This window comes from Chryseobacterium lactis (assembly GCF_003815875.1).
GTDB classification, from domain to species: domain Bacteria; phylum Bacteroidota; class Bacteroidia; order Flavobacteriales; family Weeksellaceae; genus Chryseobacterium; species Chryseobacterium lactis.
In genome coordinates, this window is record NZ_CP033924.1 from 5,105,931 (window position 1) to 5,118,774 (window position 12,844).

General features: G+C 37.0%; 19 protein-coding genes. All 19 read right to left on the bottom strand.

What is annotated here, in order from left to right:
* Position 1 precedes the first annotated feature (1 nt).
* Positions 2 to 1,063 (bottom strand): ArsO family NAD(P)H-dependent flavin-containing monooxygenase, encoded by a 1,062-nt coding sequence (locus EG342_RS22730; protein WP_048506348.1) that lies wholly within the window; start codon positions 1,061 to 1,063, stop codon positions 2 to 4.
* 47 nt (positions 1,064 to 1,110) lie between these two features.
* Positions 1,111 to 1,584, bottom strand: coding sequence for a DUF6428 family protein (locus EG342_RS22735; RefSeq protein WP_048506349.1), 474 nt, complete (start codon positions 1,582 to 1,584; stop codon positions 1,111 to 1,113).
* Positions 1,585 to 1,640: 56 nt separating this feature from the next.
* Positions 1,641 to 2,207 carry a hypothetical protein gene (locus EG342_RS22740; RefSeq protein WP_048506350.1) on the bottom strand — a complete coding sequence of 189 codons (567 nt, stop codon included), beginning with the start codon at positions 2,205 to 2,207 and terminating at the stop codon, positions 1,641 to 1,643.
* Between the two features lie 4 nt (positions 2,208 to 2,211).
* Entirely contained in the window at positions 2,212 to 2,538 is a 327-nt protein-coding gene (locus tag EG342_RS22745) for an ArsR/SmtB family transcription factor (RefSeq protein WP_048506351.1), read from the bottom strand.
* A gap of 224 nt (positions 2,539 to 2,762) precedes the next feature.
* A complete protein-coding gene (locus EG342_RS25565) occupies positions 2,763 to 2,969 on the bottom strand; it encodes a GDCCVxC domain-containing (seleno)protein (RefSeq protein ID WP_073060390.1) in 207 nt (68 codons plus the stop codon).
* Complete coding sequence (gene merTP / locus EG342_RS22755; RefSeq protein WP_048506352.1) at positions 2,969 to 3,571, bottom strand: mercuric transport protein MerTP; 603 nt, start codon at positions 3,569 to 3,571, stop codon at positions 2,969 to 2,971. The genes EG342_RS25565 and merTP overlap by 1 nt, the downstream gene beginning before the upstream one ends.
* Positions 3,568 to 3,942 (bottom strand): ArsR/SmtB family transcription factor, encoded by a 375-nt coding sequence (locus EG342_RS22760; protein ID WP_048506353.1) that lies wholly within the window; start codon positions 3,940 to 3,942, stop codon positions 3,568 to 3,570. Before EG342_RS22760 ends, merTP begins: the two co-directional genes overlap by 4 nt.
* Before the next feature lie 226 nt (positions 3,943 to 4,168).
* On the bottom strand, positions 4,169 to 4,966 hold the full coding sequence (locus tag EG342_RS22765; RefSeq protein WP_048506354.1) for a cation transporter: 798 nt from the start codon (positions 4,964 to 4,966) through the stop codon (positions 4,169 to 4,171).
* A gap of 3 nt (positions 4,967 to 4,969) precedes the next feature.
* Positions 4,970 to 7,144: a TonB-dependent receptor gene (locus EG342_RS22770; protein ID WP_048506355.1), complete on the bottom strand. Its 2,175-nt coding sequence runs from the start codon at positions 7,142 to 7,144 to the stop codon at positions 4,970 to 4,972.
* 662 nt (positions 7,145 to 7,806) lie between these two features.
* Positions 7,807 to 8,616 carry a PRTRC system ThiF family protein gene (locus EG342_RS22780; RefSeq protein ID WP_048506357.1) on the bottom strand — a complete coding sequence of 270 codons (810 nt, stop codon included), beginning with the start codon at positions 8,614 to 8,616 and terminating at the stop codon, positions 7,807 to 7,809.
* Entirely contained in the window at positions 8,613 to 9,347 is a 735-nt protein-coding gene (locus EG342_RS22785; RefSeq protein ID WP_048506358.1) for a PRTRC system protein B, read from the bottom strand. Before EG342_RS22785 ends, EG342_RS22780 begins: the two co-directional genes overlap by 4 nt.
* Positions 9,334 to 10,518: a hypothetical protein gene (locus EG342_RS22790; RefSeq protein WP_048506359.1), complete on the bottom strand. Its 1,185-nt coding sequence runs from the start codon at positions 10,516 to 10,518 to the stop codon at positions 9,334 to 9,336. Before EG342_RS22790 ends, EG342_RS22785 begins: the two co-directional genes overlap by 14 nt.
* A gap of 19 nt (positions 10,519 to 10,537) precedes the next feature.
* Positions 10,538 to 10,756, bottom strand: a complete 219-nt coding sequence (locus EG342_RS22795) for a PRTRC system protein C (protein WP_048506360.1) — start codon at positions 10,754 to 10,756, stop codon at positions 10,538 to 10,540.
* Positions 10,757 to 10,774: 18 nt separating this feature from the next.
* Positions 10,775 to 11,335: a PRTRC system protein E gene (locus tag EG342_RS22800; protein ID WP_048506361.1), complete on the bottom strand. Its 561-nt coding sequence runs from the start codon at positions 11,333 to 11,335 to the stop codon at positions 10,775 to 10,777.
* 29 nt (positions 11,336 to 11,364) lie between these two features.
* A complete protein-coding gene (locus EG342_RS22805; RefSeq protein WP_048506362.1) occupies positions 11,365 to 11,742 on the bottom strand; it encodes a hypothetical protein in 378 nt (125 codons plus the stop codon).
* Between the two features lie 3 nt (positions 11,743 to 11,745).
* The gene (locus EG342_RS22810; RefSeq protein WP_074941775.1) at positions 11,746 to 12,000 is read right to left on the bottom strand and encodes a hypothetical protein; all 255 of its coding nucleotides are present in this window, start codon (positions 11,998 to 12,000) and stop codon (positions 11,746 to 11,748) included.
* Complete coding sequence (locus EG342_RS22815) at positions 11,997 to 12,179, bottom strand: hypothetical protein (protein ID WP_048506363.1); 183 nt, start codon at positions 12,177 to 12,179, stop codon at positions 11,997 to 11,999. The genes EG342_RS22810 and EG342_RS22815 overlap by 4 nt, the downstream gene beginning before the upstream one ends.
* A gap of 26 nt (positions 12,180 to 12,205) precedes the next feature.
* A complete protein-coding gene (locus EG342_RS22820; protein ID WP_048506364.1) occupies positions 12,206 to 12,574 on the bottom strand; it encodes a DUF1281 family ferredoxin-like fold protein in 369 nt (122 codons plus the stop codon).
* A 2-nt stretch (positions 12,575 to 12,576) separates the two neighbouring features.
* Entirely contained in the window at positions 12,577 to 12,825 is a 249-nt protein-coding gene (locus tag EG342_RS22825; RefSeq protein ID WP_048506365.1) for a hypothetical protein, read from the bottom strand.
* Positions 12,826 to 12,844: the final 19 nt, after the last annotated feature.

Consider the following 12,844-nt stretch of genomic DNA (forward strand, 5'->3'; position numbering starts at 1 on the left):
TTTAGTTTTGTTGGTTTAAAAATTCTTCGATTTCAGCAATGGTCTGTTTTGCTATTCTGTTTACCCCTATTAATGTTGCAGAGGCGTAACCAGTCCAGTTGCCATATCCTACAAGCCATAGTCCGGTCACTTCTAAGGACTTGCTTTCTGTAGTTTTTGCAATGCCCTTTTCATCCGTTTCTATAAGTGATTTAAGATAAGAGGTATTGTAACCGAAACCTGTGCACCAAATAATAGCATCAAATTCCTCTTTTTCACCATTATACCAGATTACCCCTTTATCGTATAGCTGATGGAATGTACCACTTGATACAAATACGCCTCTTTGTTTAGCCTCCTTAACGGTTGGAACCATTACGATATTACCTAAATTGTATTGCGATGAATCAAACGGTTTTCCTTCTTTTTCCGCCTTGTATCGGGCAGAGGCAACAGTGAATAAATAATAACCATCTACATCATCAGGTAAAAATTCAGGCTCCTTTTTGGTTGACCATTTTACAGTGGTAACTTTTGAAAGCTCTGCAACAATCTGTGCGCCTGAATTACCTTCGCCTACTACTAATGTTTTCAGTCCGATAAATTTTTCAGGGTTCTTATATTTTCCCGAATGTATCTGTAAACCTTTATAATCTTCTATTCCATCAATCGTTGGAATAAATGGATTCTCCCAAGTTCCGGTTGCTGAAATAACTGTTTTGGTTTTAAAAATCCCTTGAAGAGTATGAACGTAAAATAAACCTTCATTTTTTTTAATTTCAGTAACTTCAGTACTCCTTTGAACATTCAGTTGATAATGGTCTTCATACTTGCCCAAGTAATCAATTACTTCTTGTCTTAGCGGAAACTGATGTTCAGATTTAGGCATTAGCCAACCCGGTAATGAACTGTATTCTCTGGGAGAAAAAAGAGTCAGACTATCCCAGGTATGGAGCCATGCACCACCTGGAACAGCCTGTTTATCCAGTATAATATATTTCAGTTTTGCTCGTCTCAGATAATATCCACAAGCTAAGGCACTCTGTCCCCCTCCAATAACAATAACATCAAAAATTTCTTCCATCGGATTTTAATACTGTTTAGAAGTTATATATTACATTCTTCGGATAGTTAGCAACAACCACCTCCGGGTGTACATGTATTGCTCTGATTTACCGTTAACTCAGAAAGGTTTTTCTTTTGCTTTTCTGATGGAATACCACAAGCGTCCTGGGCAAGGCATGCTGTTGTTTTGCTTTTCAACACAAATGTTTTTCCGTTAAACTCCAGATCATATTTACCGATGGTATCACTTTGATATTCAACTTCGATCTCCGAATCTTCGATTCCTAATTTCTCCTCAGAAAGTCTGATAATGTTTAACAACTTACCTGGTTTTAAACGATGTTCATAATCATCCGCATTCCAAAGCTGAAAGTTTACAGCTTTTTCGTCACGGATTACACCACCACAGTCAATGAACTTTTTATTGATCTGACCAACTTCTGTAACATGGAAATGTTCAGGTACAAATGTTCCATTTTCTAACTGAAATTCAACATTTTCTAATGTTGGAAGAATTTCTTTGATTTCTGATAATTTCATTGTTTTAATATTTTATAGTTATAATGCAATATTGCGATATTTGTTGACAAATTTTTTTAACAGCATTTGAGCTGTATCTTTTTAAAGTAATAATTGAATTTCGGACTATAAACCATAATATGCAAAAGGCTTATGATAATTGCACCCGGTAAAAGATTCAATGCTATGATCTTGAAAGTTTGATAGTTTTCTATCTGCTGAAAATTTTCAGTTAAACTGATGCCATCAGCATTTATATTTATTTTAATCACTAAAAAAACAGCGATAGCCGCGAAGTGGAAACCATTTACCAAAAGGTGAACAATATATTCCCATCTTGGCAACCCTCCCATAAATGCTCTACTATCTTTTTCAACATAGGCATCGACCAACAAGGTGATAATATCAACTGCAATCAAAATGCAGCCTAATAAAAACAAATTGTTGTTTTCAATATTGATGAATAGAGAGATTAAAATACCCGTAAATAATAAGGCTCTTATTGTATGTGTAAGATGTTCAAAACGACTTTCTTCATGTTGATAGAGGCGATATTTATATAGGTGTAAGAATACACCATCAAATACTGCCAGTAGTGAATAGCTGATCAATAATATCGATGATATAATGAAAGCAATTTCCATTTTCTTAACAACATTTTTGGTTAGTTACCGTAAAGATTATTTTTGAAAAATACTCTTTCAATATGTCAAAAGTATTTTCGTCAATACAATAACAAACTGAATTACCTTCAATGCTTCCTTTTATCAATCCTGCGTTTTTCAGTTCTTTTAAATGTTGTGATACAGTTGGCTGTGCTAACGGTAATTCATTCACAATGTCTCCAGTTATACAAGTATTGACCTTCAACAAATACTCGATAATAGCAATTCTAGCAGGATGTCCCAAGGCTTTAGCAATAACCGCTATCTGGTTCTGGCTTTCAGTAAAATGCTCTGTTTTTGTAGCTCCCATGTCATAATTATTATATTGCAATATTACGATATTATTTTTGATATAAAAAGATAATGATGATATTTTTTTATATGTTACCGCAAACCTTAAATATAAAAAAAGGGATAATTTAAATTGTTTCTTTGAAGTTTAAGTGAAAGAGGCTGCGTTTGTCATTATAATTTACTCCTTGTTTTTATCCAAGAATTTGTAATTGTATCTAGGTTTAAATAAATACCCAGAGATTAACAGCATTTTTTATTTTCTTGAATTGGCGGACACTTTACAGAGCCGAAACTACAATATACGCAACAATCACCCTTGAGAGGTTTTAAAACTCTCTTGCACTTTTCACATTCGTAAAAATATTGGCAGGCGTTTGTTGGCATTGTTTCCTCTTTCTTGTAACCACAGTCTGGACAAGTTATTATTGTTTGTAACTTTATTTCCATTACGATATAGTTTTACTATTTATTGCTTTATATCCTGTTGAATTGATAGCATTTTCAATTTCCGTGATACTTGTTTGTTTACTGTCGAACTTAACAATAGCGTTGCCCTTTTCATAAGATACTACAACTTCGACAATTCCTTTTAGTCGGTTGATCTCTGTTTTAATATGTTGTTCACACCCAGAACAAGTCATTCCTTTAATAGCAAACTCAACTTTCTGAATCTTGGAAGTCTGAGTTATAATAGTTTTACTTTTAGTCTGGGAAAAAAATATGTGAGAATAAATTGGAAACGATAAAAGTAAACCCGCAAAGACGGTAACAATTCCTAAAAATGAACTTGTCTGCATAAAATTTGGTTTTTCAGTTACTTCACAATTACAATCTATTTTCCTTAGCGGTTTCAATTTTTGATACCATGCAAAGCCAAGCACTAAAATTGTTAAACCGATAAAATATGGACGGAAAGGTTCAAGCCAGGAAAAAGTTGAAGCAAGACCACTTGTTCCAGCTATAAGCGCCAAAACAGGTGTTATACAACACAGAGAAGCTGCAATAGCTGTTAAAAGTCCAGTACCGATAAGTTTTTTATCCGTTTTCATATTGTTTCTAAAACTTTATTATCAACTAGTATTTTAAAAAATGGATCCAGCAATTTTTCGTACTCTTTTGTCAATGAGTAAAAAATGGTTTGTGCTTCTCTTTCTGTTATGATTAGCTTTCGGTCTTTAAGCTTTCGTAAATGCTGGGAAACTGCTGAAATTGTCATATCTAGTATATCGCTTAAATCACATACACAAAGTCGTTTTTCTTCATGTAGAAGAAACAAGATTTTCAGCCTTACATTATTTCCCGCTAATTCAAGTCCACTTGATAAATAATCAAAAGGGTCTTGGAGTTCTAAAACTCGATTTTTACAGCGATTGATCTGTCTAATATCCGCCCGTTGTCTTATGCACGAATTATTTTCCATCTTGCAAATATAGCTAAATTTATTATTTAAGCAAGTGCTTAAATAATGATTGAAATGTTTTAAGAATTGTTCGGATTATAATACAGAATCTATTGCTCAGAAAAAGATACAGTGGATACCTACCTTCTTTACATTCCGATTTTTTTGAACTTTTTAAGAGATATTTTTTTCTAATGGATAAAAGTAAAAAAGCCGAATAGATTAGTATTCGGCTTTTTATAAGATATTATTTTGCTAGTTTCATAATAGAAAATGCGCCACGTATTACAATTGCGAAGACTACCGTTCCAACTATCAGGTCTGGTATTCGGGAAGAAGTAACATATACCAAAATTCCTGCAAGGATAACACCTATATTTATAATAACATCGTTTGAGGTAAAAAGCTGGCTGGCTTTAATATGAGCATCATCACTGTTTGTACGACGGAGAATGATCAATGAAGCAGCATTACCCATTAAAGCTAAAAGGGATATCGTAATCATTGTTGAAAACACAGGTGTTTCTCCATATCCCATAAATCTGCGTATGACTTCGAAAAATCCTAAAACAGCCAAAATAAGCTGTAAATATCCGCTTACCTTTGCAATATTCTTTTTTCGCATAATTGATCCACCCACTGCCCATAGGCTAAGTCCATAAACAAGTGCATCGGCCAGCATATCTAAGCTATCGGCTACCAGTCCCATTGAATTTGAAATAAAACCTGTAATGATTTCCAGACCAAAGAAAAAGGCATTGATCAGTAGAACAAGCCACAATAATTTTCGCTCTTTGCGCTCATCTTTTTGAACTGGATTATGATCAAGTGAATCGACGGAACCGATATAACTGTCCTTGAGATTCAGTTCACTGATAGCCGCCTTGATCTGTTCCATGTTATCCAGATGGTATACTTCCAATTTCCTGGCTGCCAGATTAAAATCCAATCTGGATATGCCTGTAATCTCACTAAGTTTCATACGGATCATCTGTTCCTCGGCAGAGCAGTCCATTCGCTTAATTTCGAAAGTCGACTTCTTCATCGCTTAGAATTTAAGCTTTATGCCAACATTAATTACAAACCCATCAACAGGCGCATATATATCCTGGAAAACAGGGTTTGTAATAGGTCCTGAATAAATCGGTCCGAATTTGGTCTGACGGGTATTTGTATAGTTCTCAAAATTCGCAAAGATTGAAAAACGTTCCCAAATTCTTTCTGCCATCAATCCCGCTGTCCAATAACCTTTACCGGTACTTCCATCATTTAACTGTTGTGGACTGAAATAATAAGCCTCAGCACCCACTTTCCACTTTTCTTCGATTTCATACATCAGCACATTATTGAGCCTGTGTTTGGAAACAAGCGGATAAATTTTTGAAGTACCATCCGTATGCTGATTAACATTGGCATAGGTATATCCCACAAATAGTTTAAAATCCCCGTATGTAAGCTTGACATTTGTTTCCATCCCTTTGGTATCAAAATTTCCGGAAGGTTGGACATACTGATACATGTTACCTGTTGTAGAGGTTAGCAGAACCGGATTGTTGATACGGGTATAGAAAAACATATGATTGATACTGAAACGTACCTGACCATCAAACAATGCTGTTTTGTAATTGATATCATAATTCGCACCATAAGAGCGCTCGGCTTTTGTATCATCCAAATTCAAAGGCAAAACTCCTCTAAACTGGATACGTTCAGCGTCTTCGGTAAATACAGTTGGTGCTTTATAGCCAAGACCACCACCCAATCGTGTTGAAAAATGTTCATTGATCTTCCATAAAGTAGATATTCTAGGAAGAAAAAAGAACCCGAAGCGGTTATGATAATCACCTCTAATACCTGATTCGATGGTAATTTTATCTGAGGTATTCCATGTATTCTGAACAAATCCGCCAACAGTTGTGTAATTATAATCTCTTACAGGAGTTCCAGCTACTTGCTTCTCCGTAAATTTATCGGTCAAAAAATTTGCACCAAGCACCCAGTCAGTCTTTTCGCCATTAAGGGAATAGTTTGCTTCCGTATACGTAGACAATTGATCACCAGAAAATTGATAAGCAGGCAAGCCAATGGTACGGTCATAGTAACTGACACTGTTTTTTATCACAAATTTAGCCCTGTCATTTATTCTACGATCCAATTCTAACTGAGTACTGTAACGTCCGGTTTTATTTTCCTCAAAGTAGGAATGATCTGTACTCCCATTGCCTTTGATATATTCCATATCTCCACCAATTCGTTTTTCGGAAGTTGCATTGATTCCAGCCATTAATGTGGTATTCTCATTGAAATAGAAAAATACTTTGGGATTCAACGTAAAACGGTCAAATTTAGGAATAGCCGTAAGTCCAATATCAGCAGGATCATAGGCAGTCCCATGATTATATGCCGCATATATTGTTGTTCCTATACCATTAAACTTTTGGGCATAAAAGCCACTGGCGTCAAGTCCCAGGGCAGAGGTTCCATTGAGCAGAAAATTAAGCTGTCTTTGCTCGGTTGGTTTTTTTGAAACGAGGTTTACCAAGCCTGCAATTGCTCCGCCACCATACAGTGTGGAAGATGATCCTTTTATCACCTCAACCTGCTGAAGATCCAAAGGTGCTACCTGTAATAGACCCAGACCACCTGAAAACCCGGAATATAATGGAAAACCATCACGGATAACCTGCGTATATTTACCATCGAGTCCTTGGATACGTATGGCAGAGTTTCCACTGGTTGCTGAGGTCTGCTGCGTCTGGATTCCAGTACTTTCAGCAAGCAACATTCTGATATCTCCGGGTTTCATATTGCCTTTTTCTTCCAGTTCTTCGCCGCCGATAAATTCAATCCGAGTTGGGATATTTTGAATGCTTCTCGTACTTCTTGTTGATGTAATTACCACACTCTCTAATTCCTCTGAGTTTTCTTTAAGAAGAATTTCTATTATGCCGTTCTCTTTTAATGGGAATTTTATTATTTCAGTAAACTCTTCGAAGCCTAAGTAACTAAAGTGTATTTCCTGTAATCCATCGGGGATATTTGACAATGTAATCTGTCCTTTTTCATCAGATATTGCACCATTTGAAGTGCCTTTTATAGAAGCTGTTACCCCAACAAGAACTTCTTTTGTTTCGTTATTTTTAACAACGGCTTTTAATGTGTTTTGTGCATATACACAAAGGTTTATTGCCATAAAAAACGACAATATGAGCATTTTCTTCATTATAAAATGATATTTAATGTGATTGTATAAACTTAACGATGCAAAGACATCGTTATTAATTAATTTGTGCTGAAAGCACTACACATTAAGCATATTTCGGGGGATGCCAAACTGAATATCGGAAGTCGGAAATAGCAGCAATAGTTGTTACCATTATCTTTTTTTCAGGTTGCTTCACGAAACCCGATATTGAAAAATGAAATGAGTTTACAACAAAACCTGCACAAGTTTTACAATTAAAAAATGGTGAACAACAATTTTTATTGCAATTATCGTCATTTTGTTGACTATTTGAAGTTTCAAAAGGTTCATCCATACAACTATCTTCTACAAGGCAAGGTGCTATAGATAACAGCAAAATCATTATAGCCGATATGTAAGACAGATACTTCATTCTGCAAAAATATGAAAATTTATATTCACTTTTTTAAGTGTTCTAATAACAATTTAATTAAACTTTTTACAAACTGATAAAAGAATATTTTAAAAAAAAATTGAAAAATAACACAGAATCTTTTCTTTGGTCGCCCATACGACAAGAAAAGAAGATATGCCTAGTGCCCGGAGTAGGGCGAAAATCAATGGGCATATCCTAAAGCGGCTATTTCGCTTTACGCAAAAAGACTTTTCCTGCTAAGGAAATGTCTTTTTGCCCGATGTGATCAGTCTATCAATATCGGGCTAGTCCTGAAATCTTCAAGATTATGGAATAATCCCCTGTACTTAGTCATTCCGAACCTGAATAAACTCCACAGTAACTTGCATCCCATCTGCGCTAAGGAAGCGTTAATAAAGAGGTCTTGCTGTTCAAGTGCTTCTGCAAGGGAACAGCTTGGCGTATTGTCGTCCCGTTCTGACTGCATCAGCAGTTCGCCATATTCTTGGGTCACAAATGGCAGGTTGTTCACAGGAATATATTTTTCAGATTCCGGTTGTACGATGTTACCCACTGTGGAAAGGATAACCTGCCCTGTATGTTTACTATTGCCATAATCCAACCAATATTTGGGCGAATCCCGAACATGGTTACGCTGCCCGTTAACCGATGTGAGTATTTCGGCAACTCCAAATCTTGCCTGTACCGTATCGACACAGGTAATCGTAATTGTCGCATTAGATTGTTTGGGCATTTTTCCAAACTTATCCTTTTCAAATTTGACCGTCTCGGCTTTCCAGTTAGCCCCCGTGCAACGGTTAATACGGTTAATAAGAGCCACGGACTTCGGCAATCCGACCTCACAGTCAAAAAAACGCTGTCTCCCCAAATTTGCGGATGTGACAATATCATCATCCCATAGCCTGACCTGCAGACCAGTATGTCCTAGTGCCAATAGGCTTTCATTGATTTCCATCAATCCAGTCAGTACCTTTGAGCCTGTTCCGCCTGCTCCCACCAAATTGACAGTGATCGGGTTTGTCGGGGCTAACAGGTAGTTATCTGTAAAATGCATTTTTGTTTTCTCCTGATTCATAGCAATATATTTTTAAGGGTTAATTTATGGGGCATTAGCACCTCTATTGGAAAAATCGTTCCCTGTTTTATCAGCCTTTTCCATAGTGTCACGGAATTTTCTTTGCTCTGTCCTCCTGTAACAAGGGCATGGCTAAAATAACTGTGGAAGAAATAGTGTTCCCATGCTTTCATAAAATCCTCTACCGAAGTCGTATTTTTAATGTCTATTTTTATTGTTCCCAAACATACTTTTCCGTCAGCGTATATATTGAAAAAAGGGCAATGGTAAAGCTGTGACTTTAAAGTTGGTCTTCTATTGTTTTTAAGCGCAAATACCGTGAGACTGGATTTGCTAGCCTTCCACAGCATAGGCGGAACATAGGCTTTGCCGTTTGGAATCCCTAGACTTTCGACAAAAAACAGTTCTCTTTGCTGTGCTTTGGTATGCCAGATCACTGTTCCTTTTTCGGTGTTCGGGTCAAGGCTCAAAACATTGCTCGGAAGGACAGATTTAGGTTTTAAAAATGCGCTTTCTTTTTCGTGTTCGAGCATTAGCGTTTTCGCCAGAATATCGGCTTCCATCACTGTCAGGGGATGGGCGTTTATCGGGTTTCCGTTACCGTCCATATCAAAATGTTCTACATATACATCAGGGTCAAGTCCCTGTGATTCATAAAGCACCAATGCACATTTGGGATAATAAAGCTTATTGTCAAAATCCTGCGTAATGTCTATGTTATTGTTTTTCATCGCTCAATTGTCTATAATCGTAAATTAAATCAGTAAGGTCATGCAATAGTTCAAAGAGCCTTTCCTCAAATGCAAGGTCTTTAGTTTCATTTTTCTGTCCGTCAAAACATTGGATCAGGGCAGGTTCCTGCGTTTCACTGTATTCCTGAAACTGGTTATTGACGGATTCAAATACGGTTTCTGCGAGCCAACCTTTATTATCGGCATAGAAAGAAATATATTTTTCCATCGGAATGATCTGATCTTCCAAATATTCTTCATCCTCATCGAACATACTACTGGCATTGCGAAAAATACTGGCATCGGGATATTCACGGTAAATTGCCAGTGTTTTTTGTGCCAAGATCAAACAATTGGTATCAAAATCATCTTTGGCATCGAAATGGGCAATCCGCTGATCGAAAAAAGTGAGGTTCTCACGGTTGTAAATTTTCTGTTCAATTTTATCTCCCACCCATTCCGCAATCTCGATTTCGCTTACACGGTTGTCTTCTTCGTCTTCGTAGGGATCATCCATTATCCAGTCTTTCAATATTTCATACTCATAATATAAATAGCTTCCCTCCTGTCTGTAATAGGGTATATCAGCAATGTGATAGAGATAGGAAAACACGGATAATAAAAGATGCGCTGTTTTTTTCCGTTTTTTGTCATTAAGCATTCTGAAAAGCGGGATAACAGGAATGTAAAAGAGTGTCGCCCCTGTATCACAGCGTTCTTCGGAAACCACATAAAATTTATCATTTTCTTTTTTGAACCGCAAACTGTGAAAGTTCAGCACGTTCTTTTTTAGTTTCCCCTTTATGTCGGAAATTGCAAGATTGATATTGTAGGGAAATTTATAATTATCGGACTTGGCAAACGGTTCGATTTTGTAGTGTTCTGCCAGTCTTGAAAGTGACCTGAAAAAGTCACTTTCAAGTTTTGCAGAGGTTTCATTTACCTGATTCATTTCTGTTTGCCTGAACTTAGGTAGAAATGTGCAGTTTAGTAAACCATTGGCAACATGGCAATCGGTACGGATTTCCTTCTGTCCCTGAAAATTTCCTGTGCATCTTTTGGTTTTTCCATCCATCGGGCGAACTCCGCAATCCTGCGGTGCAGGTTGGTTTCTCTTTCTTTGTCGGGAATTTTTATTGTTCCCGATATGATCTGTTTTCGCATTGTTCATTGTTTTAATTCTTTAATAATTAACCCTTCGTACCCATCACACTTTCAAAAGTGTATACGACAGAATCATCCTTAATTACTGGCGCAGAAACCTTTGAAGTCGTCAAAATGGGATAAGTATTCGCATAAAAATTCATCACTGCATCCACGCCCCAACGTGGTTCGGGGTCGTCAAGGATTATTTTCAATCCCTTGTCCATGAGAACAAACACTCTCGCTAATTCAACGCTCAATAACATATTCTTTCAATTTTATTGTTAAACATTCACTTCTGCCAATGGCTCTTCATTTTGGTTCTGTGGTGAGGCAAAAAGATCACCTGCAAAGTGGGACTGATACAAATTTTGCTTCTGACCTATTGTTTCGGCATGGTCGGGATATTCGGAAGCCTTTGGTAACGCAGTCCATGCTTCTTTGAATTTTCCCTCTTTTTCAAGTGCTTCGGCTTTCGCCATTGCATCGTTGTACTTTTTAATCTTCACATCCTTTTCCTTTTTCGCCTTGTCCGCTTTTTCTTTCTCCATAGCGGACTGTTTTTTTGCTTCCTCCATCTGCTTCATAAAAGCTTCCATATTGGACATAAGCCCCGAAGCGGATTCAATCGGTTTTTTGATATGTGAGAAAAATTCAGCGTCCAGTTCTTCTGCCGTTCCTTTGAGATTAAGTGGGGGGATTATATACTTTGCTTTATCTCCACATCCGTCATTCTGCACCAAAATAGAGACAACTATTTTATCTTCTGTTGCTTTGGCAATCGTAAGCGTTACTTTGCTCTGCAAGTCCATTTTTGCTATCTGTTTAAAAAAATTCGCTTCCATAATATTGTTGTTTGTGAATATTGATTTATTTATAATTGCCCGTATGGGGAAATGATTTCAGTCGGGTTATTGAGTTTAAATCTATCTATGAGAAGATTTGCAATTTCGTCCTCGGAATAACCCAGTTTTTTTAATCGCTTTTTATACCTTGCGAACCGTATAGCTTCCTCGTCCTTTCCTTTGAGGTCAAGTAAATGTGTTTTCCAGTTATAGATCGCATATAAAATACTTGAATAAGTCATGCAGGCGTATTGTTGTGCTTTTTCAGGGTCATTGTAGCTAAAACCGACTTCTATATATTTTGAAATAATTGTCAAATATTTATGTGATCGGCTTTTTCCGAACTTTCTTTCCATCATCAAAAATTCATTGAAAAGAAAGTCCATAAATTGATTGTCCTTGTCCATGATTTACCGTGTGTAATTGTGTTTAGCATCTGAAATATTATCATCTTTGAGAAGCGGTCTATTTCCCTTTCCGTCACGGTCATAATTTATCTTGTAGCCGTTGCTCTGCACGATGCCTTCCAAAAGATTCCTTGCTCCTGTGGCATCCCAATCGTCTGTTGCCGTCATGTTCAGGCAATGCAAGCGTTCAAAATCCTTAACCATTCGGGCTATGATCGAAAGTGCCCGATATTCTGTTTTATCTGCTAGATTGCTCATGATATTTTTGATTTTAGTTCCAAAAGTTTGTTGTAAACGTCAGTCCAGTATTTTTGCCTTACTTTATCGTAGGGTACAGGCGGAACATGGTGCATATCCTTAAATAGTTCCGCCTGCTGAATCGCTTTATCAAGATCGGTCACTGTTATTTCCAGACCGTTTAAATCCGTTATTTTCATTTTTAATTAATTATAGTTCAACCAGATTAGAATCTGCCAAAATCCATTGGGTCTAAACAGATAGTTTTGAGAATACCGTTAGCATAGGTTGCCATGCCATATAGACAATTGCTTATTTCCTGATAGCCCAGTGTAAAATCAACATTATAATGCTTTGCTATCCGCACCACAGCTTGTATGTTGGGTGTCCATCTCGTTTCATATTCCACCATACCGTCATGGTTATAGCTTATATAGCAGAAAAAATGATCTTCCGTACCGCCTAGAAAATCAGGCAGTTTTTCAAAATCTATCTGCTGTCCCATTTGTGCTATTGTGTTAAATAGGACTGTTATCTGCTCGATAGCTCCGGGAGTTCCCACGAAGACAAGCGTGTTATTACACCAATTTGCCATGATTACAAGAATTTTTTAAGGTTTTGGGCTTCCTTCCAATTTTCTATTGCGAGGGGAAACCATTTTGCCGCCATCGTACAAAGAATGGCATGATAAATAATCTTCGCAGTTCTATAACTGTCCTGTGGTTCATCTTCAAAATCCAGTGCGCCACTGTTCACAGCCTTAAAGAAAAGTTCTTCAATTTCTTTTAGGGGTGGGTTTATGGTCATCAATGCTTTGAAATTTTCCGTTAATTCTGCCTGTGTCATTTTGCTTGTATTTACAGGT

Coding starts and splice junctions, on each gene's coding strand:
- EG342_RS22730 (WP_048506348.1), bottom strand. CDS start 1,063: ATGGAAGAAATTTTTGATGTTATTGTTATTGGAGGGGGACAGAGTGCC.
- EG342_RS22735 (WP_048506349.1), bottom strand. CDS start 1,584: ATGAAATTATCAGAAATCAAAGAAATTCTTCCAACATTAGAAAATGTT.
- EG342_RS22740 (WP_048506350.1), bottom strand. CDS start 2,207: ATGGAAATTGCTTTCATTATATCATCGATATTATTGATCAGCTATTCA.
- EG342_RS22745 (WP_048506351.1), bottom strand. CDS start 2,538: ATGGGAGCTACAAAAACAGAGCATTTTACTGAAAGCCAGAACCAGATA.
- EG342_RS25565 (WP_073060390.1), bottom strand. CDS start 2,969: ATGGAAATAAAGTTACAAACAATAATAACTTGTCCAGACTGTGGTTAC.
- merTP (WP_048506352.1), bottom strand. CDS start 3,571: ATGAAAACGGATAAAAAACTTATCGGTACTGGACTTTTAACAGCTATT.
- EG342_RS22760 (WP_048506353.1), bottom strand. CDS start 3,942: ATGGAAAATAATTCGTGCATAAGACAACGGGCGGATATTAGACAGATC.
- EG342_RS22765 (WP_048506354.1), bottom strand. CDS start 4,966: ATGAAGAAGTCGACTTTCGAAATTAAGCGAATGGACTGCTCTGCCGAG.
- EG342_RS22770 (WP_048506355.1), bottom strand. CDS start 7,144: ATGAAGAAAATGCTCATATTGTCGTTTTTTATGGCAATAAACCTTTGT.
- EG342_RS22780 (WP_048506357.1), bottom strand. CDS start 8,616: ATGAATCAGGAGAAAACAAAAATGCATTTTACAGATAACTACCTGTTA.
- EG342_RS22785 (WP_048506358.1), bottom strand. CDS start 9,347: ATGAAAAACAATAACATAGACATTACGCAGGATTTTGACAATAAGCTT.
- EG342_RS22790 (WP_048506359.1), bottom strand. CDS start 10,518: ATGAACAATGCGAAAACAGATCATATCGGGAACAATAAAAATTCCCGA.
- EG342_RS22795 (WP_048506360.1), bottom strand. CDS start 10,756: ATGTTATTGAGCGTTGAATTAGCGAGAGTGTTTGTTCTCATGGACAAG.
- EG342_RS22800 (WP_048506361.1), bottom strand. CDS start 11,335: ATGGAAGCGAATTTTTTTAAACAGATAGCAAAAATGGACTTGCAGAGC.
- EG342_RS22805 (WP_048506362.1), bottom strand. CDS start 11,742: ATGGACAAGGACAATCAATTTATGGACTTTCTTTTCAATGAATTTTTG.
- EG342_RS22810 (WP_074941775.1), bottom strand. CDS start 12,000: ATGAGCAATCTAGCAGATAAAACAGAATATCGGGCACTTTCGATCATA.
- EG342_RS22815 (WP_048506363.1), bottom strand. CDS start 12,179: ATGAAAATAACGGATTTAAACGGTCTGGAAATAACAGTGACCGATCTT.
- EG342_RS22820 (WP_048506364.1), bottom strand. CDS start 12,574: ATGGCAAATTGGTGTAATAACACGCTTGTCTTCGTGGGAACTCCCGGA.
- EG342_RS22825 (WP_048506365.1), bottom strand. CDS start 12,825: ATGACACAGGCAGAATTAACGGAAAATTTCAAAGCATTGATGACCATA.